The organism is Thermococcus piezophilus (assembly GCF_001647085.1).
GTDB classification, from domain to species: domain Archaea; phylum Methanobacteriota_B; class Thermococci; order Thermococcales; family Thermococcaceae; genus Thermococcus; species Thermococcus piezophilus.
This window is the reverse complement of record NZ_CP015520.1, coordinates 1,560,951-1,584,505: the sequence shown is the minus strand read 5'-3', so window position 1 is coordinate 1,584,505 and position 23,555 is coordinate 1,560,951. Positions and strand designations below refer to the sequence as shown.

Annotated in this window: 26 protein-coding genes, 1 tRNA gene and 1 pseudogene; 14 read left to right on the top strand and 14 right to left on the bottom strand. The window is 47.6% G+C overall.

The window, feature by feature from the left end; translation table 11 throughout:
* Positions 1–5: 5 nt before the first annotated feature.
* Positions 6–1,913: an ATP-dependent protease LonB gene (gene lonB, locus A7C91_RS08700; protein ID WP_068666700.1), complete on the bottom strand. Its 1,908-nt coding sequence runs from the start codon at positions 1,911–1,913 to the stop codon at positions 6–8.
* Between the two features lie 117 nt (positions 1,914–2,030).
* On the opposite strand from lonB, the gene A7C91_RS08695 reads away from it, so the two are divergent.
* The 7 genes from A7C91_RS08695 (at position 2,031) to A7C91_RS08665 (ending at position 5,834) form a co-directional block, all read left to right on the top strand.
* Positions 2,031–2,819, top strand: coding sequence for a DUF2666 family protein (locus A7C91_RS08695; protein ID WP_068666698.1), 789 nt, complete (start codon positions 2,031–2,033; stop codon positions 2,817–2,819).
* Between the two features lie 77 nt (positions 2,820–2,896).
* Positions 2,897–3,283: a RidA family protein gene (locus tag A7C91_RS08690; RefSeq protein ID WP_068666696.1), complete on the top strand. Its 387-nt coding sequence runs from the start codon at positions 2,897–2,899 to the stop codon at positions 3,281–3,283.
* A 23-nt stretch (positions 3,284–3,306) separates the two neighbouring features.
* The gene (locus A7C91_RS08685; RefSeq protein WP_068666694.1) at positions 3,307–3,678 is read left to right on the top strand and encodes a Mov34/MPN/PAD-1 family protein; all 372 of its coding nucleotides are present in this window, start codon (positions 3,307–3,309) and stop codon (positions 3,676–3,678) included.
* Between the two features lie 57 nt (positions 3,679–3,735).
* Entirely contained in the window at positions 3,736–4,113 is a 378-nt protein-coding gene (locus tag A7C91_RS08680; protein WP_068666692.1) for an ArsR/SmtB family transcription factor, read from the top strand.
* A gap of 8 nt (positions 4,114–4,121) precedes the next feature.
* A complete protein-coding gene (locus A7C91_RS08675) occupies positions 4,122–4,418 on the top strand; it encodes a MazG nucleotide pyrophosphohydrolase domain-containing protein (RefSeq protein WP_068666690.1) in 297 nt (98 codons plus the stop codon).
* A 174-nt stretch (positions 4,419–4,592) separates the two neighbouring features.
* Positions 4,593–5,042 carry an Lrp/AsnC family transcriptional regulator gene (locus A7C91_RS08670; RefSeq protein WP_068666688.1) on the top strand — a complete coding sequence of 150 codons (450 nt, stop codon included), beginning with the start codon at positions 4,593–4,595 and terminating at the stop codon, positions 5,040–5,042.
* A 78-nt stretch (positions 5,043–5,120) separates the two neighbouring features.
* Positions 5,121–5,834 carry a DUF92 domain-containing protein gene (locus A7C91_RS08665; protein ID WP_068666687.1) on the top strand — a complete coding sequence of 238 codons (714 nt, stop codon included), beginning with the start codon at positions 5,121–5,123 and terminating at the stop codon, positions 5,832–5,834.
* Between the two features lie 144 nt (positions 5,835–5,978).
* Here the strand turns inward: A7C91_RS08665 and A7C91_RS08660 are convergent, their stop codons facing one another.
* From A7C91_RS08660 to A7C91_RS08625, 9 genes and pseudogenes are all read right to left on the bottom strand, one after another.
* Positions 5,979–7,034, bottom strand: a complete 1,056-nt coding sequence (locus A7C91_RS08660; protein ID WP_068666685.1) for an SPOUT family RNA methylase — start codon at positions 7,032–7,034, stop codon at positions 5,979–5,981.
* An 89-nt stretch (positions 7,035–7,123) separates the two neighbouring features.
* On the bottom strand, positions 7,124–7,726 hold the full coding sequence (locus A7C91_RS08655; RefSeq protein ID WP_068666683.1) for a 30S ribosomal protein S3ae: 603 nt from the start codon (positions 7,724–7,726) through the stop codon (positions 7,124–7,126).
* A gap of 18 nt (positions 7,727–7,744) precedes the next feature.
* Complete coding sequence (locus A7C91_RS08650) at positions 7,745–7,996, bottom strand: KEOPS complex subunit Pcc1 (protein WP_068666681.1); 252 nt, start codon at positions 7,994–7,996, stop codon at positions 7,745–7,747.
* Positions 7,986–9,416: a GINS-associated RecJ family nuclease gene (gene gan, locus A7C91_RS08645; RefSeq protein ID WP_068666679.1), complete on the bottom strand. Its 1,431-nt coding sequence runs from the start codon at positions 9,414–9,416 to the stop codon at positions 7,986–7,988. Before gan ends, A7C91_RS08650 begins: the two co-directional genes overlap by 11 nt.
* A gap of 29 nt (positions 9,417–9,445) precedes the next feature.
* Positions 9,446–9,901, bottom strand: a complete 456-nt coding sequence (locus A7C91_RS08640; RefSeq protein WP_068666677.1) for a 30S ribosomal protein S15 — start codon at positions 9,899–9,901, stop codon at positions 9,446–9,448.
* An 83-nt stretch (positions 9,902–9,984) separates the two neighbouring features.
* Positions 9,985–10,197 (bottom strand): annotated as a pseudogene (locus tag A7C91_RS11250) (lamin tail domain-containing protein); the annotation flags it as partial.
* Positions 10,198–10,659: 462 nt separating this feature from the next.
* Positions 10,660–10,737: transfer RNA gene (locus tag A7C91_RS08635), tRNA-Met, on the bottom strand.
* 93 nt (positions 10,738–10,830) lie between these two features.
* Positions 10,831–11,154, bottom strand: coding sequence for a hypothetical protein (locus tag A7C91_RS08630; RefSeq protein ID WP_068666675.1), 324 nt, complete (start codon positions 11,152–11,154; stop codon positions 10,831–10,833).
* Between the two features lie 15 nt (positions 11,155–11,169).
* Positions 11,170–11,529 carry a hypothetical protein gene (locus A7C91_RS08625; protein WP_068666673.1) on the bottom strand — a complete coding sequence of 120 codons (360 nt, stop codon included), beginning with the start codon at positions 11,527–11,529 and terminating at the stop codon, positions 11,170–11,172.
* 227 nt (positions 11,530–11,756) lie between these two features.
* On the opposite strand from A7C91_RS08625, the gene A7C91_RS08620 reads away from it, so the two are divergent.
* Genes A7C91_RS08620 through A7C91_RS08610 form a run of 3 tightly spaced genes read left to right on the top strand, consistent with a single transcriptional unit; the run spans position 11,757 to position 14,614 of the window.
* On the top strand, positions 11,757–12,917 hold the full coding sequence (locus A7C91_RS08620; protein WP_068666671.1) for an aconitase X catalytic domain-containing protein: 1,161 nt from the start codon (positions 11,757–11,759) through the stop codon (positions 12,915–12,917).
* 9 nt (positions 12,918–12,926) lie between these two features.
* Positions 12,927–13,319: a DUF126 domain-containing protein gene (locus A7C91_RS08615; protein ID WP_068666669.1), complete on the top strand. Its 393-nt coding sequence runs from the start codon at positions 12,927–12,929 to the stop codon at positions 13,317–13,319.
* 44 nt (positions 13,320–13,363) lie between these two features.
* A complete protein-coding gene (locus A7C91_RS08610; protein WP_068666667.1) occupies positions 13,364–14,614 on the top strand; it encodes a site-2 protease family protein in 1,251 nt (416 codons plus the stop codon).
* Here A7C91_RS08610 and A7C91_RS08605 read toward each other — a convergent pair.
* Positions 14,604–15,026, bottom strand: coding sequence for a hypothetical protein (locus tag A7C91_RS08605; protein ID WP_082872000.1), 423 nt, complete (start codon positions 15,024–15,026; stop codon positions 14,604–14,606). The genes A7C91_RS08610 and A7C91_RS08605 overlap by 11 nt on opposite strands.
* 258 nt (positions 15,027–15,284) lie before the next feature.
* Here A7C91_RS08605 and A7C91_RS10835 point away from each other — a divergent pair, with 258 nt between their 5' ends.
* A complete protein-coding gene (locus A7C91_RS10835; protein ID WP_082871999.1) occupies positions 15,285–15,461 on the top strand; it encodes a class III signal peptide-containing protein in 177 nt (58 codons plus the stop codon).
* A gap of 238 nt (positions 15,462–15,699) precedes the next feature.
* On the opposite strand, the gene A7C91_RS08595 is transcribed toward A7C91_RS10835, so the two are convergent.
* Entirely contained in the window at positions 15,700–17,868 is a 2,169-nt protein-coding gene (locus tag A7C91_RS08595) for an ArnT family glycosyltransferase (protein ID WP_199920014.1), read from the bottom strand.
* Positions 17,869–17,956: 88 nt separating this feature from the next.
* Positions 17,957–20,110, bottom strand: coding sequence for a DUF6541 family protein (locus A7C91_RS08590; protein ID WP_324609538.1), 2,154 nt, complete (start codon positions 20,108–20,110; stop codon positions 17,957–17,959).
* Positions 20,111–20,528: 418 nt separating this feature from the next.
* On the opposite strand from A7C91_RS08590, the gene A7C91_RS08585 reads away from it, so the two are divergent.
* The 3 genes from A7C91_RS08585 to prf1 all read left to right on the top strand — a co-directional run bounded on the left by A7C91_RS08585 (position 20,529) and on the right by prf1 (position 22,659).
* Positions 20,529–21,089 (top strand): HEAT repeat domain-containing protein, encoded by a 561-nt coding sequence (locus A7C91_RS08585; RefSeq protein WP_068666659.1) that lies wholly within the window; start codon positions 20,529–20,531, stop codon positions 21,087–21,089.
* Positions 21,090–21,100: 11 nt separating this feature from the next.
* Entirely contained in the window at positions 21,101–21,337 is a 237-nt protein-coding gene (locus A7C91_RS08580; RefSeq protein WP_068666657.1) for a pro-sigmaK processing inhibitor BofA family protein, read from the top strand.
* 74 nt (positions 21,338–21,411) lie between these two features.
* A complete protein-coding gene (prf1, locus tag A7C91_RS08575; protein ID WP_068666656.1) occupies positions 21,412–22,659 on the top strand; it encodes a peptide chain release factor aRF-1 in 1,248 nt (415 codons plus the stop codon).
* Here prf1 and A7C91_RS08570 read toward each other — a convergent pair.
* Positions 22,653–23,534 (bottom strand): dihydrodipicolinate synthase family protein, encoded by an 882-nt coding sequence (locus A7C91_RS08570; RefSeq protein WP_068666654.1) that lies wholly within the window; start codon positions 23,532–23,534, stop codon positions 22,653–22,655. The genes prf1 and A7C91_RS08570 overlap by 7 nt on opposite strands.
* Positions 23,535–23,555 lie beyond the last annotated feature (21 nt).

The window sequence follows — 23,555 nt, the reverse complement described above, 5'->3', positions numbered from 1 at the left end:
TAAACTCAGCGGGAGAGCGGTAGGGTCTCCCTAATCCTCCTGAGAAGCTCCCTCTTCTTCTCGCTTCCCTCAAGTGCTATCTCGAGAACCTCGTCGATTGTCTCCACTGGAATGATGTTTATCGTCTCGGCTTTGTCCTTGCTGAGAAATACATCCTTCTCGTTGCTCTTGGGGATTATCACGGTCTTTATACCCGCCTCGATAGCGGCTTCGATCTTCGGCGTTGCACCGCCTATCGGGAGCACCTCGCCGCGAACGCTGAGCGAGCCAGTCATTGCCACGTCCTGCCTTATAGGAATCTCCTCAAGGGCCGAGATGACCGCAGTAGCAACGCTTATGCTGGCGGAGTCACCCTCAACCCCTTCGTAGGTCTGGAGAAACTGGACGTGGATATCGTAGCGGCTAATATCCTCACCCTTGTAGCGCTTGATTATCGCCGAGACGTTCTGGACTGCTTCTTTCGCTATCTCGCCAAGTTTTCCAGTGACAATAATCTTACCCTCCTCCTTGCTCGCTGCTGGGGCAACAACAGCTTCAATCGGTAGGACGATACCGCTCTGCTCACCTATGACTGCTAATCCGTTCACCCTTCCTATCTCGCTGCCCTCAGTCTTGATGACCTGATACTCCTTCTTGCGCTCGATGTACCAGTCTGCCAGCTGCTTCTCGAGGGGCTTCGCCATCTTTATGGCCTCTAAAACGTCCTCCTTCTCGACGTACTTCTTACCCTTCTTGACCGCTATGTCACCAGCGGCCCTGACAATACCGCCGAGGTCTCTGAGGCGGAGCGTTAAGTGGCCCTTCCTTCCGGCCCTCTTCTGGGCCTCCCTTACTATCTCTTCGACGGCATCCCTCATGAAGTGCGGGATCTTACCGTCCCTAATTACCTCCTGGGCCACGAACTGGACAAGCTTCTTCCTGTTCTCCAGAGTGTCCGGCATAGTTGTCCTCATGTAGACCTCGTAACCGTAACCCCTGATCCTCGAGCGGAGCGCTGGGTGCATCTTGTCCACAGTATCGAGGTTTCCAGCGGCCACAAGAACAAAGTCACATGGAACTGGCTCGGTTCTGACCATTGCACCGCTCGACATCTCACTCTGGCCGGTAATGGGGAACTTCTTTTCCTGCATTGCTGTGAGCAGGCTCTGCTGCATCTTGAGGCTCAGGGTGGCGATCTCGTCTATGAAGAGCACTCCCTTGTGGGCGCGGTGTATCATTCCCGGCTCAACGCGCTCGTGAGCCGGCGTTCCGAGACCACCGCTCTGGAAGGGGTCGTGACGAACATCACCAAGTAGCGCTCCGGCGTGTGCACCCGTTGCGTCGATGAACGGTGCCTTGGTTCTTCCACAGTTATCCACAAGGAGCTTTGGAACAAGAACCGAGCTTTTGAGGCGCATGTTGGAGAGGGCCATTATGGTGATTACTATGACGAACAGGCCCATGAGGAGAGTGGTGGCGCTAAACTGAATAAATAACGCCATCATAACGGTGAATATGACAAGTAGTAGAAGGTAGGACTTTATATTCTCCTGACTCTTGGCCTTCTCACGGTACCTCTCAACGATGCGCCTGCCCTGACAGGCAGGGACGGTTTTAATTTTAGGCATGTTCTCGTCTTCGGGGTTGGGGAAAACTAGGATATCCTCAAGGCTCTCGGTTGGGAGGAGCTCAGCCATCGCCTGGCCGAGCATGGACTTTCCAGTTCCAGGCTCGCCTATGAGAAGGACGTGCCTCTTCTGAGTGGCTGCAGTTTTAATGACCTCTACTGCATGTTCCTGACCAATAACCTGATCGATGAGCCTTTCCGGAACCTTGAGTTCCTCAGTGGTATTGAACTCAATGCCAAGTTCTAAGCGCTCCCCGTACTCTTTGGGGGTCAGGACTTCCTTCTTAACGTTCTCGTCGTCCCCCATTTTCCTTCCCTCTTGCACCCTCTCAAACTCGAATGCTCAGAGCGATTTATAACTTTTTTGAGGATGTAAAGAAAAAGCTAAAATAGGCCTTGGCACCCATAGAGATTGGTGAGAGCAATGAAAGTTGAGGATCAGATTATCTTTACGGCTCGTCACGGAAGCTGGAAGGTAGGAGACCGACTCCTCGATATGGACAACGAGAGTATTGCCCACTTTCTCGCGAGCATTGCCAACACCGTGAACTTCAAGATAGCCGAGTATCTAACGGAAGTCATGAACATCGCGGGAATAATGAGCCTCGCCGAGGAGATAGCCAAAAAGGACCTGAATGATACTATAATGGCCCTTAAGTCCTCAGGAACGGCAAGAAAGCTTGGCACCCTTGTCTTCGAGGAAGATAAGAAGCTGAAGAAGCACCTAGTTGAGGTAGCCAAGGCAATTCTCGTTAGAGCGGCTCTGGCCAAGAAGGTTTCCATCGACTACCCCGAAGAGCCCCTGAAGGAAGTCAAAATCGTCCTCCCCTTCAACGAAGACCACATCAACTTCACGGCCAAGCACGGCAGGTGGATAGTCGTGAAGAGGCTCATGATAGACGATAAGACTCCTATGGCGGATGTCGCCAGAATCCTGGCGAGCATAAACGAGACGATAACGCTCAAACTTCCAATCTACGCTGGGATAGACCTGGATGGTATAGATGCTTGGTTCGGGGAATTCAAGAAAGTTAAAAAGGCCGAGATTCCCGCTGTAGTTGAGAAGTACAAGCACTTCCCGGCCGAGAATTACGCACCGAGTGGCTTTGAGAAACACGCAGAGGTTTATGCCCTTAGGAAGGCCCTGGAGAAGATAAGCCTCCCGCTCGACGTCCCGGCAAAGAACCTAGAGAAGTACCTGGAGAAGAAATGATGAAGCCGAGGACACCCGAGCTGGAGCAATGAGGAATCTTCGCTTCGCTGATGTCTTCCCTGTTTGGAGGTGAAAGAATGAAGAAGGAAGTGGTTTTCACGGAAGATGCCCCAAAGCCAATCGGGCCCTACAGCCAAGGGGTAATTGTGGAAGCCAAGAGGTGGCTTTTCGTTTCCGGCCAGATACCGATAAATCCAGAGACAGGGGAACTGATAGATGGCCCAATCGAAGAGCAGGCAAAGCAAGCCCTTGAGAACCTCTTAGCAGTTGTGAGGGCCACCGGCGGAAGCGCTGACAACGTCGTCAAAGTTACCGTCTACATAACAGACATGGCGGAATATGCCAAGTTCAACGAGGTCTATGCCAAGTATTTCTCTGGGTCCAAACCGGCTAGGGCAGTCGTCGAGGTTTCAAACCTGCCAAAAGGAGTCAAGGTTGAGATTGATGCCATCGTCGCCCTTTGACTTTCATTTTTTGGTGGTTGATAATGGAAACAGTCAAAATCCGCAGAGAACTACTCGAATATCTCCTCGAATTGGCTAGGGAGTTCTATCCCAACGAATTCGCCGGCTTTTTGAGGGAGAGAGAGGGGATTTTTGAGGAGGTTCTCATCGCCCCAGCAGGACACTTCGGTCGCAATTCGGCGTTTTTCAACACTTGGATGCTACCATATGACGAGACCATAAAGGGGACGGTTCATTCCCATCCGAGCCCCAATCCGTGGCCCTCCCAGGCAGATTTAGAATTTTTCTCCAAGTTTGGAGGGATTCATCTAATAATCGCCTACCCATTTACAGAGGAGAGCGTGAGGGCTTACAAAAACGATGGAACCCGATTGAGACTTGAGGTTGTTGACTAATTTTCATGTGAAAATTCTTAAAAGGGGACTGTCCAATTTACTAACTGGTGTTGCACTATGAGGGTTAAAGATGTACTAGGAGAACTGGACGAGAAGCAGCGGAAGACTGTCATTCAATGTGCAGAAACCTGCGGAATTCCAAATCTCGAAAAGGACATTGAGTCCTCTGTGAATAAGGACATTGTAAAATTCCTTAAGGCAATATCAAACCCACTGAGGCTTCAGATACTCAAAATTCTGAAAGACAATTGGCTGTGTGTGTGCCTGATATCCAAAATACTCGGGCAGGATCAGACCCTAATCAGCCACCACCTTCGTACTCTAAGAGCCCTCGGTCTAATACTCGAGAGGAAGGAGGGCAAAATGCACTTCTATAAAACAAATACGGAGACCCTGGAGAGATACTTATCACAGGTTAGAACTGAACTAGTGTAGGTGTCTCTATGAATGAATATCAACAAAGAGTTGATAAACTCGTCAGGGAATTCGGGGGTTACTGGAAGCCATTTGAGATGCTGGCAGCTTTAGTGGAGGAGATTGGAGAGCTCTCCGATGAACTCCTAAAACTGGAGGGAGTTAAGGGAGCAGGGAGCCAAAAGAAATTGAGAGAAGAGCTAGGGGATGTGATGTTTGCCCTCTCGTGTATTGCCAATTACTATCAAGTGGACCTTCTGGAGGCACTCGATGAGAGCATACGGAAGTACGGAGAGCGCGACGCGGAACGTTGGAAAAACCCCTAAAAATGAACTTTCTTTTATCAATTTTTGGATGTAACATAGTGTCCCATCATATAATCCTGTTTTGAGAAAGTAGTAGCATTTAAGATAACCTACTGGTTGGAAACATTCCAAATTATCGAAAGATTTTTATAAGAGTTTACACAATTTCTGCCATAGTTAGGTGGGGTGAATGCAATGGCGGATAAAATAACTGGAATTGATGTGAAGATTCTAAAACTTCTCGCCAAGAACGCCCGTTTGACATACAAAGAGCTTGCAGAGATTTTGGGAACCACCAGGCAGAGGATTTCCAGGAGAATGGACCGTCTCGAGAGGAACGGCATAATCAAGAAGTACACAATAATTCCGGACTACGATGCTCTCGGTTACATCCATGTCATTCTGGGGATAACCATCAGGCCATCTGTTGACATAGATAAAGTTATTGAACTTCTCAAAGAAGATGAGAACGTCAAAGTAATCGAAAGGGCATTGGGCTCCCACAATCTGGTGGTGCACATTGTTGGCCCTAAGGACATGAAGGAAATGGAAAAGATAATTTCTAATGTCTCCAGGAAAATACCTGGCATCGACAAGCTCGATATAACTTTCGTTACGGAGATTGTGAAGTTCGAGGTCCTTTGATTTCATTTACTTCCTTCGTCAATGAACGAGAGAAAGAATAATAAAGCATCGATAAGCGAGTTCTCCAAGGTGACAGTGATGCTCGAAAGACTAGCAGTAGACGTTGCAGTGATGGCAGGATTGAGCGTAGGCTCCTACAAGATAAAGGCGCTCGATACCAAAGGTGCTCTTGCAGCCGCGGCTATAGGTCTGGCTGTTGTTGAGCTCGGTGGAACATATCCACTTTTGGCTATGATAACCTTTGTAATCCTTGGTGTTCTGGCAACAAAGTACAAGTTCAGAGAGAAAGCAAAACTAGGCCTCGCTCAGAGCAGGAACGGGGTAAGAAGCTGGGGCAATGTTCTTGGCAACGGACTCGCAGCGGTGATTTTCTTAGCCTTTGAATACTTCTCCAACATGGACGTTTTCTGGGCCGCCACTTTTGCATCCATAGCGACCGCTAATGGCGACACCCTCGCAAGTGAGCTGGGAAAAGTTTTCGGAAAACGACCCCGGCTTATAACCAGTCTCAAGCCAGCTAAACCTGGCGTCAACGGGGCCGTTTCACTGCCTGGAGAGCTCTTTGCGCTTATCGGCTCGTTTATCATAGCGCTCTTCGCCCTTCCGCTCACGACTCAAAAAGCCCTCATGCTTCTGGCGGTTACCCTCGGGGGGTTCATAGGGGTTAACCTCGACAGCCTCATCGGGGCAACCCTTGAGAACGAGGGAATAACAAACAACAACTCTACCAACTTCCTGGCTTCACTTCTCGGCGGCTTCGCCGGTGCGCTCCTTTTCTACGTCCTTGCGTGAAGTTTAAAAGAGACTGCGAAAAAGCCCGATTTGGCGGATGATGACTACGGCGGATTCCTGAGCGGTGAGGAAGACCTTAGGGTCTGACGCCGTTTACTCGCCAATAATTATTGAATTCTGGAATTAGATAAAAAAAGTAAAAGCTCACTCTTCCCCTTCCCTCGTTCTAGAGTATTCTTCGTAAATCTCCCACATGGACACAAGGGCTGCAGGGATACCGTGTTCAGTTGCGAAGGTCATGTATGGAGCCAGATCCACGACATAGTCGGCGAAGCGGAAGAGGCCGCGTGGTATGCCCTCACGGGAGCCGACGAAGATAACGACTTCCTTCGCGTAGTACATATCCCTAGCGAGCTTATCCTTCACCTCAGCCAGTGATGGCCCCTTGGGATCAGTGATTATAAGGAGCCTCTTGTTCCTCCGCTTATCGCGAACGACCTGGTAGAGATCCCATACGCTGACTGGAACTTTCTCGACTTTCCAGGGATAAGCCTCGCGCTGTATCTGGTATCTGCTTTCCTGGCCGACCCTCACCCCCTTAATAAACTCCATTAGCTCGAAGGCATCCATCTTCTCCTTGGGGGCTATTATAAGCTCCCTCACCTCAAAGGCCTGGGCAGCCCTTCCAATCTTCTCACCAAAGCTCCTACAGGCCTTGTAGTCGCCCCAGTAGGGCATCTGGACGAGCGTAACCTTGCGGAAGAGCTTCCTCGCGTTGATTTTATCGGGGGTAAACTTCCTGTACTCCTCCCCAGGAAGGAGGGAGATATAAGCTTTATCGCCTATTATCTCGACCTGAACCACCTTGTCAGGCCAGCTTAGGTTAACATCGGCGTTGGTGAGTTCCTTGATTTTCGCACCGAGCTGGGCGTTAACGTCGAGGCTCGAGAAGTCGTGCTTCCCGCGGCGCTTGGTCTTAACGGCAAAAGTCTCGTTTTCCCTAATAAGCTTTGCAACATCCTCAGCCACGCTCAGGATAGCCTCAAGCTCGGCGGGAACCTCGAAGAGGACCTTTATAGCCCTCTCGACCTCAGGTATCTCCAATATCTTTTCCTCGGCACTTCTATCGTCAGTCTCCACTATGACGAGGCCAGAGTAGCCCATCGGAGATGCCCACACCTCTGCATCTGGAAGAGCCTCTCTGATGTAGTTAGCGGTAACACTCTCCATTCCGCGCTGAGTCTTGACTAGAAACTTCACCCTCCCACCTCCAGAGGGAGAACGCTTGGGTGTTTAAAAGCCTGCCGAGAAGAGAACTGGAAGGTATAGAGAAGAGGGTTGAGAGGCCTTCAGGCCTCCGGCTCTGCGAGAACCTTTATCTTCCTAATCTCGGCCCTCTTGATCGGGTAGATCCTCCTGGCTTCCTTGGCTATCTCGGTGGCCATCTTTCCAGTGACGGCCTCAAGGATAAAATCCTTGTAGTTGAGCTCCTCGGCCTTCTTGTAGATTATGTCCCTCATTATCTCCCTGATGGCCCTCTCCTGACTGGTCTGTATGCGCCTGTAGGCGATGACCATACCCATAACGCGGAGCTTGTAGCCGTCCTTGGTGGTGATGTTGAATATGCCGTCAATTCTCGTGGTTCTCCTCCTAACAAGGCTCCTGATGTAGCTCCTCGCGAGGGTGTGGCCCTTGAACTTAGTGTAGGCGTTCTGGCCCTTGACGTCGTAAACCTGGAAGTAGAGCTTGACCTGGCCCTTGGTGAAGTCGCCGGTGAGGTCCTTGAGGGTGGTCTCGATGACCCTTCCGATGACCTTCTCGGGGTCGTCGGCTGGAGTTAAGCCTATCTCCTTGTTGCCGAAAAAGTCTGGAGCGTAAACCACGAACCACTCTTTCATCTTCCACTTATCCTTGGTTGCAGCAGCCCTCTTCCTTGGGTTAGCCTTTGCCATCTTAACACCTCCAACCTTTCACGTGACATCTTCGGCGATTTTGATTGAAAACACCAAATCGTCCAGCGCTTTGATGAGTGTTTCAATCTCACCCGAGTATTTAACCTTTGTTATGACGTTCCCATCATCCCATCGGGTTTTCACATTTAAACTTTTCTTTAGGCTCGCCGGAAGGCCCGTGTTGTCCACCTCGAGCGCCTGGGCTATAGCTTTGGCCCTCTCTTCGTTTTCGTAGCGCCAGACGATTTCGACCTTTGCTTTAATCTCCACTGCCGCTACCTCCTGTAACCTGCTTTGCCAGTGCCTCGTTGAAGTACTTGATGAACTCGTCTATCCTGCTTTTTGGGAAGCGTATTCCAGCGGCTATGGCGTGCCCACCACCCTCTCCACCAAGCTTCTCTGCAACTTCCTTGAGGGCCTTGCCGAGGTGGTAGCCCTTCGCCAGGGCCTTCTCCGTCGTCCTTGCCGAGCCCTTCACGAGGTTTGGATCCTCATCGCTGTCCGCGAGTACAACGACGGGCTTTTCTGGGTCCACCAAGCCGGCGTTGATGGCTATGTTGGCCGCTATGCCGACCAGAGTATCCCTGATGTTTCTGCCCACGTAGAAGACATAGGCATGCTCGCCCTCGTCGGCCATGTTCCAGTTCTGGATTATAAACTTCCTCGCCTCTATCTGCTCCCTTTTGTAGTCGTCGAGCATTTTCCTTGCCCTTTTGTAGGCTTCCTCGTCTCCCAAGCATATCGCGGCACCAAGAGTTCCAGCGTTGAGCCTGCCGGTGGCGTTTAAGAGTGTCGCGAATTCCCTCGCCTCGTGCCGCGGATCGCCTTCAGGGTAGAGCGGGCTTATGACCACGTCACCGATAAGTCTGTCTATGGTTTCCTTGGGGACATCGTGCTTTATCATGTGGATTATCAAAGCATCGTGAAGCTTCCTCTTCTCCTCTTCGCGAAGCTGCCAGTATTTCATGTCTGGATCAAAGCCTTTAGCTCTAAGCCACTCTATGGCCTTCCTTTCGTCACCAGTTATTTCTGGAATCTCAGGGTTGGTCGCGTAGGTGAGCATCTGGGCGAGAGTCCTGCTCTCTCTGCCGAAGAGACGGAGCTCCTTCCTTATCTCGAGAATGCCGAGCTTTTTCCCGTCCTCGATGATGTCCAGGTTCATCCCATGGAAGGTTCCGTCTATTTCCTGCATGTCCCCAACTGACCCAACGAGCGCGATATAGCTCAAGTCTCTGTTCTTATCGTTCATCTCCCTAGCGACGAAGTAAGCAACGCCAGAGCCACTCAGGTCTCTAACGCTGTTAGCACCTAAGGAGACGGGATTCACCAGGAGGTGGGAATCGGTGGAGAACTCGTCCTTCTCGGACGGGTGGTGGTCAGACACCACCACCGTCGCGTTCGTGAGATATCTTTCAATTAGCTCCATCGAACCGCTTCCCAGGTCGCTGAAGACGTAGATATGGTGCTTCTCCTTGGCCAGCTCTTGAATCAATTCCCCACTGAGCTGCTTGACTATACTGAGCTGGAAGCTTCCGCCTTCCCTTGCTATTGCCTTGGCGAGAATTGCACCGGCAGTTATGCCATCTGCATCGCGGTGGGAGATTATCCTTATGGTGTGCCCTAGCTCGATGTGCATCTTAATTAGCTCTGCCCCTTCGCGAGCCTTCTCCAAGAAAGCGCCCTTGTCCATCATATCACCTTATAAGAAGGAAAGGGAAATCAGCGGACTAAGAGCTTGGCCTGTTCTGGGTCGTACCTCCACTTGGCCGGCAGCTTGCCAGTCCTGCGGTAGTACTTGACGAGCCTCCTTATCTTGCTCTCGGTGAGCTGGAGACCGCGCCTGGAGTGCTTGTCCTTGGGGTGCTGCTCGAGGTGCTTCCTGAGCTTGACGGCCTTCCTGATGAGGGCCATGAGGTCCTCTGGAATCTCAGGGGCGAGGCCGTTCTCCTCGAGGATCTTGGTTATCTTCTTACCGGTGATGAGCTTGACGCTCGGAATGCCGTACTGGTCCCTGAGGATGGTTCCTATCATGGCAGCGCTGTAGCCTTCCTTCCTGAGCTTGATAACGAGCCCCTCGACTTCCTCCGCCGTGTACTCAACCCAGGTCGGCGGAGCGGTCCTCGGTGGCCTCTTAGAACCAGACTTACCCCTCTTTCTCGCGTGTATCCTTGCCATATCATACACCTCCCGGTGACGACCAGCTCACGCCAGCCGCCCCTTCGCATCAGCCTAAAAGAAGGAGTTTAAAAAGTTTGCCGTCAGTGACAGCTGACGGCTCCCCATTCTTCTCCGGTCCAGCTGCAACTGTCCACGAGATTCCCACTTGCGTCGTAGAGGTAGGCAGTATCGCCGTCATTGTTCCAGACAGCCCACTTTCTGCCCCAGTATAAGTCTGTGTCAGTATCAGTTCCCGAGCCAGTATGTACAGTCACCGTTTTTCCGGCCTTCAAGATGAAGCCGTCTGGGAAAGAATATGTGTGCTTTTTTCATCTACCAGCTTCCATCCGCTTAGGTCTTCGTCTTTTTCAGACGTCCCGTTGCTTATTAACGAAAGCAAATAAAAGTTTAGTAGGATATCATCGTTTCAGCGGCATCTATTTCAAACTATGATGCTCTCCACAGCAAGGCGGTGATGTTTTCTCACTTCATAGGGGGGCTATGTTGGGCTCTAGACCTCTACTATGGAACAGTCCAAAGCCGGATTCAAATTCCTGCTTTAAAAGGATACCATTGAAACCGTCTCCTCTATTGGTTGCTTTTGTTATAACGGTTCTCACGAGAACTGTATCCTGCCTCCAACATCTCCCACCGGTAAGTCCGTGTTGCAAAGTTTGCCAAGGAGATAGGATTCACAATCAAGCGGGAACAGGAAAAGCTTGAACGCTTCTTCAAGCATATTATACAACTCAAAAATACCACCACAGCCCAGAATGTGGTAGCGGGGGGAGGATTTGAACCTCCGACCTCCGGGTTATGAGCCCGGCGGGCACTCCTAGCTGCCCCACCCCGCTGCTCAACCTCGTAGTTACTGAACCAGGGAGGGTTTATAAATTTTACGGGAGCGGTATCAAGGTAACCAAAAAGAAAAGTGTGAGACAACAAGGTCAGCCAGAAGGTTGTATAGCAACCCTCACTTTCAAGTCTTTATCTTGAGATTCAAACTGTACAGGAATGCCTTTCGAATTTACCAACACTATCAATTCTTTTCCTGACCGAGATGTAAACCTGTAGGCAAAGAGTTTCTCTTTCAGCCCTAGGCCCATTAGAATCCTGTCTGTTGTAGAGAGTTGCAACTGAACACTTGAAATCTCCGTCGAGTTAAGCACAAGAAGCCTAAATGCTAACATCGGAAGATTGTTCTTGAACATAGTGAGAGCCTCATATTTTTCAATGCCATAATATTCTCTCCAGAATTCTGTTAAATCCATTCCTATTGTTTAACGCTACTTTCCTGTAATTTCCCCTGTGTTTAAGTCCACTGTCACATAAGCACGTGTCAAGAGAGTTCTATTGACGTAAAACTCCTCAACTGCTTTCACTATCCTTATCCCCATATCAACGTGACCTCTTGTAATGACTTTACCAACATAAGCGAAATCTTTTCTGACTTCTCTGGCCCTATTTTGTTCAGTAACATGCACATAATACTGGTTGAACTCAACCTCCCTGGTGAAATTGTAAGTGGTCAGAGTTCTTGCAGAGGCGACTAGAATATCCTTAGAGGGAGGCTCAACAAGGGCATATGCCGTTCCGATGATACCTCCAAGGAATATCGTAATAACAAACAAAAGCAACTTTTTCATGACTCTCCCCCTTACCAATCACCGACATTTACATAATGCCACGAAGCAATTAGTCGAGAACCAACCTCGACTTTTCTTGCCAGGGATGTCAAGACAGATACTCTCAAGTAGTTGTCACAACAATCTATAATTTTAAAGTATAAAATCCTTACGGTTATCAAGTGTTGATAATCGACGAACCGAGAAGGGTTTATAACCTTCCCCTCTCTAATTTCTCCGGTGGTAGAATGTACCTGACGAAGGAGGAAGAGCTCATCCTGGCCGGCGAATACGGCTACGCCCTTCAGAAGGCCATGGAGATACTCGTTGCCCTCGGTGAGATCTATGGCGCCGACAGACTCATCCCCATTAAAAGTGCCCAGATTGCTGGTGTTTCATACAAAAACATCGGTGACGCTGGAATTGAGTTTCTAAGAGATTTTGCCAACGCTGGGGCAAAGGTAAGCGTCTACACAACCCTTAACCCAGCGGGAATAGGCGACGACGAGTTCATGGAAAAGCAGATGAAAGTTCTGGAGCTTTACAGGAAGATGGGTATAGAAGCCACCTCCACATGCACCCCATACTACGGGGCAAATCTTCCAAAGTTCGGCGATCACTTGGCCTGGAGCGAAAGCTCAGCGGTAAGCTTCGCCAACTCGATTTTAGGTGCGAGGACAAACCGCGAAGGAGGGCCTTCGAGTCTGGCAGCTGCCATAGTCGGTAAAACTCCTAACTACGGCCTGCATCTAGACGAAAACAGGAAAGCAACCGTCATAATCAGCGTTGAGGCAAATGTCAGGACTTTCGTGGACTACGCGGCCTTGGGTTATCACCTTGGAAAAACCCTCGGCAACGATGTGCCATACATCAAAGGCCTGAAGCCCGAGATGACTGAGTATCTCAAAGAGATGGGTGCCGCTATAGCCGCGAGCGGCTCTATAGCTCTGTATCATGTGGAAGGTGAGACCCCTGAATATAGAGGTGCTATAACTGAGAAGCTCGAAACGATAACCATCGAAAATTCTGATATCAGAGCCGTTAAGGAGCAGTTCGCCGATGACTGGAGCGAGATCGACATGATTTTGATTGGCTGCCCCCATACTTCCCTAGCGGAAGTTAAGGAAATCGCCGAGCTACTGAGCATGCGCGGGAGGCCGCTGAAGATACCGCTCTTCATCACGGCGAGCAGAGCGGTCAAGGCATTGGCAGATTCTCTAGGCTACACTGAGATCATAGAGCGCTACAACGGTAGGATTATTCCAGACATATGCTTCGTAGTCTCACCGATAAAGGGCTGGTACAAAGGAGTGGCCACCAACAGCGGAAAATCAGCCTTCTACTTCCGGTCCTTCGGCTTCAAGGTTAGGCTCGACGATGAGGAGAACCTCATAAATGAGGCACCTTGAGGTGAGAAAATGAAACTCAAGGGCAGGAAGATAGTCGGTGGCGAGGCTAAGGGGGAACTGATAGTCTCTCAGAAGCCCCTTTCCTTCCTCGGCGGCGTTGATCCCGAGACAGGAATAGTTACCGACGCCGAGAGCGATATAAGGGGCCAGAGCATAGCAGGAAAAATCCTGGCATTTCCACGTGGTAAGGGCTCAACCGTTGGCTCTTACGTTATCTATGCCCTTAAAAAGAACGGAAAGGCGCCAAAGGCAATAATCGTCGGTGAGGCCGAGACAATAGTGGCAACAGGAGCTATAATAGCGGGTATTCCTATGGTTGATGGCATAGACGTCTCCAAGCTCAAGAGCGGACAGAGGGTCAGGGTCAAAGCCGAGGAGGGACTGATCGAAGTTGAGGAGTAGCCTTTTTAAGGTGCTCCTCAATCCATTTTTAGGGAGTGCAGAAAATGCCGAAGGGTATCTACGAATGTATTGACTGTGGCCACAGGGAGGCTCTTGACTCGTCTAAGCCCTTCATTGAAAATGCCTGCCCGAAGTGCGGCGGAGACATGCTCCACGTTGGATTTCAAGAGGACAAAGAGGGTGCACCTTTTGGAGTTCAGATCGAGAGGCCAATCCTTCCAGAAGACCTCGAAGCAAAGCTGAAAACCTTCTACGAGCTCGAACTAAAGGGGGTAGAGGGAAGTGTCTTCGTTTTTGAGGTTCGTGAGATACATGAGGACAACTTTGAGCGAGTGCTGAGGGAACTGGAAGAATTTGGCTACTGGGGGGCGCTCAAAAAGCGTGAGGGTAAGGTGATACTGTTTGTTTTCCCCGCCCAAGAGGTAAAGAAAAATAATAAGTGGCTCCCTTGGATATTCCTCATCGCAACCATATTCACAACTCTGCTGGCGGGATATTATCTCTCAACAGGTTACATCGCAATACTGAACTACTATAACCTACCAGGCATCCGGAATCCATACATTCACGCCGTTGCGTTTTCGATAAGCGTTATGACCATCCTTGGAACTCACGAGCTGGGGCACAAAATAGCGGCGGCCTGTCATGGTGTCAAGGCAACCATGCCGTACTTCATCCCATTTCCGAGTATGTTAGGTACCCTTGGGGCCGTTATCCGGGTAAAGTCACCTCTTCCCACGAGGGACGCCGCCATAGACCTTGGTGTCAGCGGTCCCATCACAGGATTCTTAGTTGCCATACCGGTGAGTATAATCGGGTTAAGGCTCTCCATTCCAATACCCGCCGACCAGATACAATCAATGGAAGGCGGTATAGCATTCGGGGAAAACCTCATTTTTACTCTCCTTGAAAAGTATGTGGTCACGTTCCCCGACAACACTGTGGTTTTCCTCCATCCCGTTGCCATAGCAGGATGGGTTGGTATTCTTGTAACATTTCTAAACCTCATACCAGCCGCCCAGCTAGACGGTGGACACATAGCGCGGGCTTTCTTGAGCGAAAGAACCCACCGCTATCTTACCATGTGCACAGGGATCATGCTTATAGCTATGAGCTACTTCTGGGTTGGCTGGCTTATTTGGGGCATGCTCATACTCCTGATGGGCTCGATTGGGAACCCCGGGGCACTTGATGAAATTGCTCCAATATCAAAGAAAAGACTTGTCTTAGTAGCCATAGCGGTGATAATCTTCCTGGTGTCGGCGACACCAAGACCCCTATGGGTCACTGGCTGACCTTCTTCTCTTTTAGTATCTGTTCTATGTCGTAGTATATGGAGTCCCTTGAGACGCCGAATATTCTTGCTATCTCAGATATGTTGAGAACCCTCTGGTTGTAGTTGAACATTTCTAGGACGTTGGCCAAAAGCTCTCTGCGCTCCTTTATCGTGAACTCTCTAAAAGGCCTCTTCTTCAGGGGGACATTGTAAACGACGACGCCCACAGCGTAGGTTCTCCTTGTGATGGGAGTGGTATAGGTCCCGACCTCAAAGTCCACGACCCGTGTCTCACTTGGCAGGGCTCTGTTGATTTTTTCTAGGACTCTATCTACTGCTTCCTCTTTGTTTCTTCCGACGGCATATTCCGCAAGGATGCCTTTTTTCATATTGACACCAGTATCCAGAAGAACAGTTACTGTCAGGGTCATAAACGCACCGAAAGTCAGGGTTATCTTTGAGGACGATATGAAGCCAGGCTTTGGAGATAGTAGATTCCTTGACTTAAGCACTATGCTATTTACACAATCCCCAATATTTGAGGATTCACATTGTATATTCATTAACTCCACGCAATCACCCCTATGCTTTCCGCAATATTAAGTATAACTAGCCTAAATTTGAGTAGAAAGCTATATAAGCTTTTTCTGCGCGCTGATATATGGAGTAATTCCCTGGAGGTGAGGAGAATGAAGAGGAAGGCTCAGGGTGCAATTGAGTACCTGTTTATGATTGCAGCTGCTCTGATAATAATCCTGATTGTTGTCAGGCAGCTCCAGAACAGGGGCAAGACTGCCTCTACGACCATCGAAGGCGCTGAGGGAGAGATAAGCAACGTTCTTAGCTCGATGAGTGCCAGCGGTTGAAGCCTTGGCCCTTTTTTCTATTATCAATCTACATTTAATTGTCGGAATTTACGAGGGAAGAGTCATGAAAAAACGTGCACAAAGTTCCTTAGAGTATGTATTTATGTTCTCCGTTGGTTTACTCCTAGTGTTGATAGTTCTCGTGGTACTGAGGGACCGTCCGCATCATACAGCCGTGCAGTTTGTCGAGTTGGGGGACAGTCTAGTTTCGGTTCTGACAGAGTTGCAAAATGGGTGATTAAGGATCTCTGAGCTCAAGGATTATTTTATCACCGATTATTTCAATCTGGTTATTGGACACTTTTCTAACTTTGATGTCCCTCCCAGCAATCAGCAATTGGAAGTCTCCACAATAGACATCAACTGGGGAGTTAGATTCATCGCCAAGTTTTAGGAATTTGTCTTCGCCAAATACTGTTATATCCCCTGTAAAATTGAATACCAGAGGGGTAGGCACGTCTAAAAATATTAATTGGCTCCCATTTAATAACAATCTAAATGCAACCGAGCTGGAAGCGTTTGCGTACTGAACCGCAAGATAGTCATTCTTATCTAAATCATAGCTCAGCTGAGTGCGGAAATTAAAAGTGGTGTTGTTATTAACCGCGTAGAAATTTGCAATTTCCATTGAGTTTACCCAAACAACGACCCTACCATCGTAAGTGCTTATATAAAGTGGCCCTGCGGGATTATGAGTAAGCAACCGTGAATACATTTCTAAGATATCCTTGTTATCGTAAGACTCTCCATAAAGTAAAGTTGAACTCATCCTCACTGTCGATGCAAAGCTCTGAAGTTGATCTCTGAGTTCTTTGTTAGCCCAGCTATAATATGCCCAGGTGCTAATGACGAAATATTCAACTTCCTCCTCTTCCAAGATATTAAGCATAGTACTAACGTTGAGGTCTTCAAGTAAAAGTAAACCAAATGCGTCAATGTAATATGGAACCGTACTGGCCTCCAAATAGTAAGTATTCATGGGATTTAAGGAATAAGTTGTCCCCAGAGCTATGTTGGCGGATGAGAGGTAGTCCTTAAGATCATCCCTCATCGTTTTTGTATGAACCGCGTAGATAACCTTTAGATTGCCGTGAGGATACTGGTAAACAATTCCAAAATCAACCACCAACAACAATAGAACGAGGAAAAAGCCCAGAGTGCGTACATGTCCTTTTTGAATGATGGAGGGAAGATTGTAAAGAACATCCGCAAGCAGAATATATATCAACAATAGAAAGGGTAGGATAAACCTGCCTGTGATAATAGATGGAGACACTGCAAAGTACATAAACGCTGTTATTGTTGACAAGACAAGGAAGGATCTGCCCGACGAAGACATTGGAACTTTCTTGGAAAATGCCCAGATAGCCAGTACTAGGAGTGCTAATAGAACAACCGGAAGAATAAACATCCAGAACTCCAGAGTGTTCTTGTAAATGTCCTCGAAGAGATCGCTAACGAATATGAAGAAGTTTATTATCGGGAAGCTTCTCCCACTCTGTATCAAGTATGTCTGGGAGAGATAATCAGTACTAATTGCAATTCCCAGCAATCCTTCCACAATTATTTTAGGCAAAAAGAATGCTGAAGCCAGAATCAAAACGCGTCTTAGATGGTGAAGTGAAAAGCTAATAATGTCTTTTACTTGAGGAAAATATGAGCAGTTGAATATTTTCAATGTCAGACTGCCCCAGAGGACAAGGAGAACCACTATGGGGATTATCTGATCCCAGTAAACGATCCTATGAATACCCGGCACCACAACAACAGCCCTAACATACCAGCTTGGCCATAGGATAACAGTTGCCATAACCAAGAGAATCATGATGAGGTATGTTGTCGCTAGTATAAAGGCCTGTCGTTTGTTAAAAATGACTCCTATTGCACCATGTAAGTGTGAAATAATGCGTTCACTTTTGTTGAATAGTATTAGGACGTAGAGTGCAAGTGCATACGGAAGAATTGTGAATTTGGATGTGCTTCCGAGACCTCCCCAAAATAACGCAATATACGCATATTTTTCATCTTCTGTTTTTAAGTACCTGATAAAATAGTAAACAGACAGCAGAGTGAAAAATTCAATTGAAGATTCATGGAGAACCAAGGAGTTTACTTGAATTAAAAGAGGATCGAGGGCCAGCAATCCCGAAAGGATAATGCCCAGTTTCCAATCTTTAATCTCCTTGCCGATGTAGTAAGCTATGATCAGTGATAGCAGACCAAAGAAAACTGATAGCGCTCGTCCGGTTATATAATTGTCGCCAAATACCCTTAGCCAGACAGCAAGGAGATAATAATAGAGGGGAGGATGAACCGCAAAAATATCCCTGTAAGGAAGATAACCATGGTTAATCAGCCGGGCGATTAGGAGATACGTACCCTCGTCATAGTCGTAGTATTCGTTCATAAATGTGGAGATACAGTAAATCCGCATCAGGAGATAGACAAACAATACTGATAACATGCCCACCCACTGACGTGCTCTCCCCATTATACTATCCCATCCTCCAATTATAGTCACTAAATTCAATGGACTTTATTAGGAACAATCCTCCATTTCTCTCTTTCTTTATTTCTATTATGTTTAAGGTTCCCGATTGGATTTCTGCTGGTAATTCATAGATATTGTCGCCTGGATTCGCAATTATCGTATGAGATACACCATTTATCAATATTGTTGTGTTGATTGGATCCGGGGATAAGGAAATAAATGATATTGCAATCCTGTTATAATTTTTGCATGGCACAAAGATGATGGTGCCATTTTGGCCGGAGAGCCATGCATAATTGAGACCGTGTAAATGGAAATATTCAACCATGACATATTTTTTCATGAATCCATATACGTAGTACCGCCCATCTTCATATGTGTCGCCGGATATCGTGTTTTTACACAGCATAATTTGAGACTTCAGGATATCATAGTTTTCAGATATGTTTTTGGATGTAATGTCAAATATCCAATTTCCATTATTGTATCTAAGAAGCTTAAAGCGAGTGTAAAAAATCAAAGGATTTAAACTTGGATAATTTGTATCTATATACGCCAACGTCGCATTTAGGGGAACTATACCTTCCTGAATCAAGGCTTCCACAGCTTTTGGAGTATAGTTGTACACCCTACAATAGTTTACGTAAGAGAAAAGAACAGTGTTCGAGGTAAAAAACGGAATCCACTGCCCAGAATCCGCATCACAGGAGTTTAGCACAGTGATACCTGAGAACCTCTCGTTAATCCATTCAAAATCTTCCAAATTATGAGCGTTAACATAATAATTCGCCTCATTAGAAATCATGTCATATGCTATCCCTTGCGCGGGAACTATAAACAGAAACACGAGGAAAATTAGTTTAATTGCCTTAAGCTTCTTGGAACCTACCACTTCATTAAAAGTGTCAAGTAATGTCCTTAATCCAACTGCGATAAAGACTGGAAAGAGTGGAGTCAACCACAAAAACATGCGCTCCATGGCTGCGGTTCCATAAAAGGGAATTGGAATGTTGTAGGTAAGTCGGTTCAATATCAAGAGCAAAACAAACAGAACAAAACCCCATAGGGATGCCAACTCCTTAAGCTTATACTTTTTAGAAAGGGGAATCCCAACACTTGCTACTAAAAGAAGGGATGCAAAGTAACTGTAATTTCTCAGAGTTGCCCAATTAACCATGAACTTAAACCTGTCCCAGGTATCCATGATATTTCTGCCAGTGAAAACAGCTAGGTTATTCACTGCGACTTCAATGTATGAAGCCCAGGGATATTCAATAGCCACTTTTGATGCAAGTTCTGGCCACCAAAAGTATGGATTTAAAACCGCGTAAATAGCAAGAGGCAGTACAAAATAAAGCAATCCATTTAATATAGCATGTTTTAGCGTGAGTTCTTTGTAGTAAATGCTTATCAAGAGATAAACTGCGGCAATAAAAACGTACGCTTGAAATTCGTAGGGATGGACAAAGAGAGTACCCGCTGCTATGAGAATGAAGAATATGGTGATAATTGTCCAATCACTGTAGTGAGAAGTATCCTTTTTGTTGAGAACCAAGTAAAACATTGCCAACGTAGCCATAAAGAAATAGAAGCCTAAGAAGTTTGGATGAATGTAGATTATGAGATAATAGTTGTAGATGTTAGCTACCAAGATCACCATCGCGGAGTATATGCCCACTTTGCCATCAAACCAAACCGAGGCAAACAAATAAGTTCCAAGTGCTATCAAAATCCAGCTCCATACTCTGACAACGAGCATTGCATGTGGTATCAAGTCCCCAGACAATAAAACTACCCACGTTACAATAGTATGATATCCAGCAGGATATGAAAGCACATTAAAAACTGGGACTTTTGGAGGAAATAGTGACTGATATTTCAATATATACTGGACTTTATAGGCGTGGAATACACTGTCCACTGTATCTGTTGGCATTTTTAGGATGAGAACTTTTATAATCGCTATTAATCCCACAATGAGCATTAGTTTTCCCAACGTGAGAGCTTCGTCCTTAGATATCTTTGCATATTTATGAAAATCAAATGTTAGAGCAGTTATTATTAGCATTACATGGATTAGAGGCGACAAGCCAGTCCCAAGAATGCTAAGTATGTATGCCACGAGTATCAGGACAGAGAATCCAATAGCTCCCGCAATTCCAATCCTGTATGGGAAACTATCAAAATATACGAACTTAGATTTAAGCCTAGAAACACCGGCAGCAATACTGAAAAATAGGGATTTACTCTACCTAGCAACAGCAGAATGATTGAAATTGCTGCACCAATTGTGATATTCAAAGCTACATCTCGTCTCATCAGCTTAACATTAGTTTCCAAGTAGCTTATAAATTTATTCACTACCTGTTATTGCAGTTTCATAACCCACACAGGAATATAGAGGTTCCCATAACGCGACACTACTTAAGTCTATCCCACCGCTTTATCAATGCCTCTTCCACTTGGAAATGTATCTCGTGTGTCCCTTTCTGAACTTATCCTTTATGAGCATGTATCCTCCCCACGAAAAAACTTTATACACTAAAACCCAATAAATCCCATCCAGAGGTGATACTATGGGTTTCCTCTCATTCGGCTCAAAAAAAGAGAAAATAAAAAAACTAATAGAGCAGGAGCGCTTTAATGACATCATCACAATGGTTCTAAAAGATAAGAAGGCACTTGACGGTCTTATTGAGCTCCTTGACGACAGTGTGCCCGGGATTCGAGGGGATGCCCTTCTCATTCTGGGGATGATTGCAGAACAGCAAAGTGATGTGCTTGAGTCTTACCTTGAGAAAGTCTTTCCCAAAGCCATTGAGCTCACAAAGAACAGAAACCCTTACGTAAAGGAAAATGCGATGGTGCTGTCCTATGAACTTGCCCGCAGATTTCGAACTAGAATATCGATGCTCAAAGGGACAGTTGTCAGTGATCTAATCGAAGAACTCGAAGAGGGAGATAAAAACATCCGGGGCTTTGCATTGATGTTGCTCGGTGAGCTTGGGGCTAAAGAGGCCATAGAGTATGTTGAGGAGTTCGTCAACGTTGAAGACAAAGTCATACTACCATTTGAGGGCAAGAAGTGGGTTACCCTCAGACAAATTGCCCGCGAAACCCTTGAAAAAATCTCATGAGAGGTGATCGTATGATTGAAACGCTGTTGTTTTTGTTCCTGCTTGCGTTTGTTCTGTACTTAGTTTTTAAACTGACAATAGCCATCCTGAAGTACCTGATTACCAACGCAGTTATCGGCCTGATACTCCTGTGGATACTGAACGCGGTCGGAATAGCGAACGTTCCGTTCACCTTCATAAATATCCTGATAGTAGCCGTTGGAGGGGTCTTCGGGGTGATCCTTCTCATGATACTCTCGTGGCTCTAGCCACATCTAAATCTTTATAAGTACCCTTTTCGTGCCCTTCTTGGAGTGAGAGAAGGCTTTGGAAGGTGATGCTCATGTCTCACAAATCAGCCGAAATGTACGAACTCAAGAAGAAGGTCGAGGAACTGAAGAGGTATCGAGGTCGAGCGACCGAGCTCGTCTCCCTCTACATACCATCAGGCTATGATATAAACAAGGTCATGCAGCAGCTTAGGGAAGAGTACGGAACGGCTCAGAACATCAAGTCAAAGTCAACTAGGAAAAACGTTCTCGGTGCCTTAGAAAGGGCCATGCAGCACCTCAAACTCTACCGCAAGACCCCGGAGACGGGACTCGCGCTCTTCGTCGGAAACGTCAGCGAACAAGAGGGAGTCAGCGACATCAAGCTCTGGGCAATAGTTCCCCCAGAACCGCTCAAGGTTAGGCTCTACCGCTGCGACCAGACGTTTGTAACTGAACCCCTCGAGGAGATGCTCCGTGTCAAAGACGCCTACGGCCTCATCACTGTCGAGAAGAACGAGGCCACCATTGGTCTGCTCAGAGGCAAACGTATTGAAGTTATTGACGAGCTCACCTCGAACGTTCCAGGAAAGACCCGTGCCGGTGGTCAGTCAGCAAGGCGTTACGAGAGGATTAGGGAGCAGGAGACCCATGAGTTCATGAAGAGGATCGCCGAACACGCCACCAAGGCTTTCTTGCCTCTCCTTGAGAAGGGAGAGCTGAGGGGCATCATTGTCGGTGGCCCTGGACCGACCAAGGAGGAGTTCGTTGATGGGGACTACTTGCACCACGAGCTGAGGAAGAAGGTGATAGGTGTCGTTGACATTAGCTACCACGGCGAGTACGGCCTAAGGGAGCTCGTTGAGAAGGCCAGCGACATGCTGAGCGAGCACGAGGCTGTCAAAGAAAGAAAGCTCATTCAGGAGTTCTTTAGGCATCTCGTCAAGGACACTGGCCTAATAACCTACGGTGAGAGGGAAATCAGGAAAGCCCTCGAGCTCGGAGCCGTGGATACTCTCCTCATCAGCGAGGGCTACGACAAGGTCAGAGTTAGGGCAAAGTGCAATGCCTGCGGTTGGGAGGAGCTCAAAACTATGAGTGAGAGCGAGTTCCACGTTTACAAGAAAAAGCTCACCCACTGCCCTAAGTGTGGCAGCCAGAACCTAAGCTTCGAGAAGTGGGACGTCGCAGAGGAGCTCATAAAGATGGCAGAGGAGAGCGGCTCCGATGTGGAGATAATCTCCCTCGACACTGAGGAAGGCCAGCAGTTTTACAAGGCCTTTGGAGGACTCGGAGCTTTCCTGAGGTACAAGATTCAGTAGAGCACTTTCTTGAGGAGTTTCCTTATCTCTTCTTTCATATTGTCTCCGTCAATCACATATGGCGGCCTCAAAACTGGCTTTATGGAGAATCCCCTGATGTTCATCGCGAGCTTTATCGCCAAACCGAAGAAAGAGGCCAAATCGTAAACCTTCGAAAGCTCTGTTAGCTTTCGGGCGTAAAGGAATGCATCCTCAAAACGCTTTTCCTGGAACGTTTTATAGAGTTCCAGGTGCAGCTCCGGGGCAAAGTTGGCGCAGGCCATTATCCTGCCATCTCCATCTATGATGAGGGTGTTCAAGAAGTGCTGATCGAGGCCGGTGAATACCACAAAGTCCTCCCGTTCGCCTTTAACCTCCAGGATTACGCCCCTGACGTGGTTTACGCTGTCTATCGTCTCCTTAACGCCAGCTATATTCGGATACTCGAGGGCAAGCCGCTTGATAAGCTGAACGCTCAGAGGGTTCGCACAACTCGGGATGTTGTAAAGAATTATCGGAATATCGGTACTCTCGGCCACCATCGAGTAGTGCCTGAACAGGGCCTCTTCCTTTAGTGGACAGTAGTAGGGTGGAGCTATTACAACGTAGTCCGCGCCGATGTCTCGGGCGTGGTTAGTTAGTTCTATAACCCCAAAGGTGTTCGTAGAGGCTGCTCCCACAAGGTAGAAAGCGGAATTAACAAGCTCACGTCCCTTTTCAGCCAAGAATTTTCTTTCTTCAAGGCTTAAACTTGTGAATTCACCGGCGGTTTCGTTGATGAATATCCCGTGGACGCCTACCTTCTGGAGGAAGTCTATGTGCTCCTCAAGGGCGGGGACACCAATGGAGTAATCTTCGTTGAAGGGCGTCACAAGGGGTACTATAACACCGCGCATGACATCACCAGAAAAGTTAGA

What these genes read in the sequence shown, in the direction of transcription:
- lonB (WP_068666700.1), bottom strand. Translation starts at nt 1,913, where the DNA reads ATGGGGGACGACGAGAACGTTAAGAAGGAAGTCCTGACCCCCAAAGAG.
- A7C91_RS08695 (WP_068666698.1), top strand. Translation starts at nt 2,031, where the DNA reads ATGAAAGTTGAGGATCAGATTATCTTTACGGCTCGTCACGGAAGCTGG.
- A7C91_RS08690 (WP_068666696.1), top strand. Translation starts at nt 2,897, where the DNA reads ATGAAGAAGGAAGTGGTTTTCACGGAAGATGCCCCAAAGCCAATCGGG.
- A7C91_RS08685 (WP_068666694.1), top strand. Translation starts at nt 3,307, where the DNA reads ATGGAAACAGTCAAAATCCGCAGAGAACTACTCGAATATCTCCTCGAA.
- A7C91_RS08680 (WP_068666692.1), top strand. Translation starts at nt 3,736, where the DNA reads ATGAGGGTTAAAGATGTACTAGGAGAACTGGACGAGAAGCAGCGGAAG.
- A7C91_RS08675 (WP_068666690.1), top strand. Translation starts at nt 4,122, where the DNA reads ATGAATGAATATCAACAAAGAGTTGATAAACTCGTCAGGGAATTCGGG.
- A7C91_RS08670 (WP_068666688.1), top strand. Translation starts at nt 4,593, where the DNA reads ATGGCGGATAAAATAACTGGAATTGATGTGAAGATTCTAAAACTTCTC.
- A7C91_RS08665 (WP_068666687.1), top strand. Translation starts at nt 5,121, where the DNA reads ATGCTCGAAAGACTAGCAGTAGACGTTGCAGTGATGGCAGGATTGAGC.
- A7C91_RS08655 (WP_068666683.1), bottom strand. Translation starts at nt 7,726, where the DNA reads ATGGCAAAGGCTAACCCAAGGAAGAGGGCTGCTGCAACCAAGGATAAG.
- gan (WP_068666679.1), bottom strand. Translation starts at nt 9,416, where the DNA reads ATGGACAAGGGCGCTTTCTTGGAGAAGGCTCGCGAAGGGGCAGAGCTA.
- A7C91_RS08640 (WP_068666677.1), bottom strand. Translation starts at nt 9,901, where the DNA reads ATGGCAAGGATACACGCGAGAAAGAGGGGTAAGTCTGGTTCTAAGAGG.
- A7C91_RS08630 (WP_068666675.1), bottom strand. Translation starts at nt 11,154, where the DNA reads ATGGATTTAACAGAATTCTGGAGAGAATATTATGGCATTGAAAAATAT.
- A7C91_RS08625 (WP_068666673.1), bottom strand. Translation starts at nt 11,529, where the DNA reads ATGAAAAAGTTGCTTTTGTTTGTTATTACGATATTCCTTGGAGGTATC.
- A7C91_RS08620 (WP_068666671.1), top strand. Translation starts at nt 11,757, where the DNA reads ATGTACCTGACGAAGGAGGAAGAGCTCATCCTGGCCGGCGAATACGGC.
- A7C91_RS08615 (WP_068666669.1), top strand. Translation starts at nt 12,927, where the DNA reads ATGAAACTCAAGGGCAGGAAGATAGTCGGTGGCGAGGCTAAGGGGGAA.
- A7C91_RS08610 (WP_068666667.1), top strand. Translation starts at nt 13,364, where the DNA reads ATGCCGAAGGGTATCTACGAATGTATTGACTGTGGCCACAGGGAGGCT.
- A7C91_RS08605 (WP_082872000.1), bottom strand. Translation starts at nt 15,026, where the DNA reads ATGACCCTGACAGTAACTGTTCTTCTGGATACTGGTGTCAATATGAAA.
- A7C91_RS10835 (WP_082871999.1), top strand. Translation starts at nt 15,285, where the DNA reads ATGAAGAGGAAGGCTCAGGGTGCAATTGAGTACCTGTTTATGATTGCA.
- A7C91_RS08595 (WP_199920014.1), bottom strand. Translation starts at nt 17,868, where the DNA reads ATGAACGAATACTACGACTATGACGAGGGTACGTATCTCCTAATCGCC.
- A7C91_RS08585 (WP_068666659.1), top strand. Translation starts at nt 20,529, where the DNA reads ATGGGTTTCCTCTCATTCGGCTCAAAAAAAGAGAAAATAAAAAAACTA.
- A7C91_RS08580 (WP_068666657.1), top strand. Translation starts at nt 21,101, where the DNA reads ATGATTGAAACGCTGTTGTTTTTGTTCCTGCTTGCGTTTGTTCTGTAC.
- prf1 (WP_068666656.1), top strand. Translation starts at nt 21,412, where the DNA reads ATGTCTCACAAATCAGCCGAAATGTACGAACTCAAGAAGAAGGTCGAG.
- A7C91_RS08570 (WP_068666654.1), bottom strand. Translation starts at nt 23,534, where the DNA reads ATGCGCGGTGTTATAGTACCCCTTGTGACGCCCTTCAACGAAGATTAC.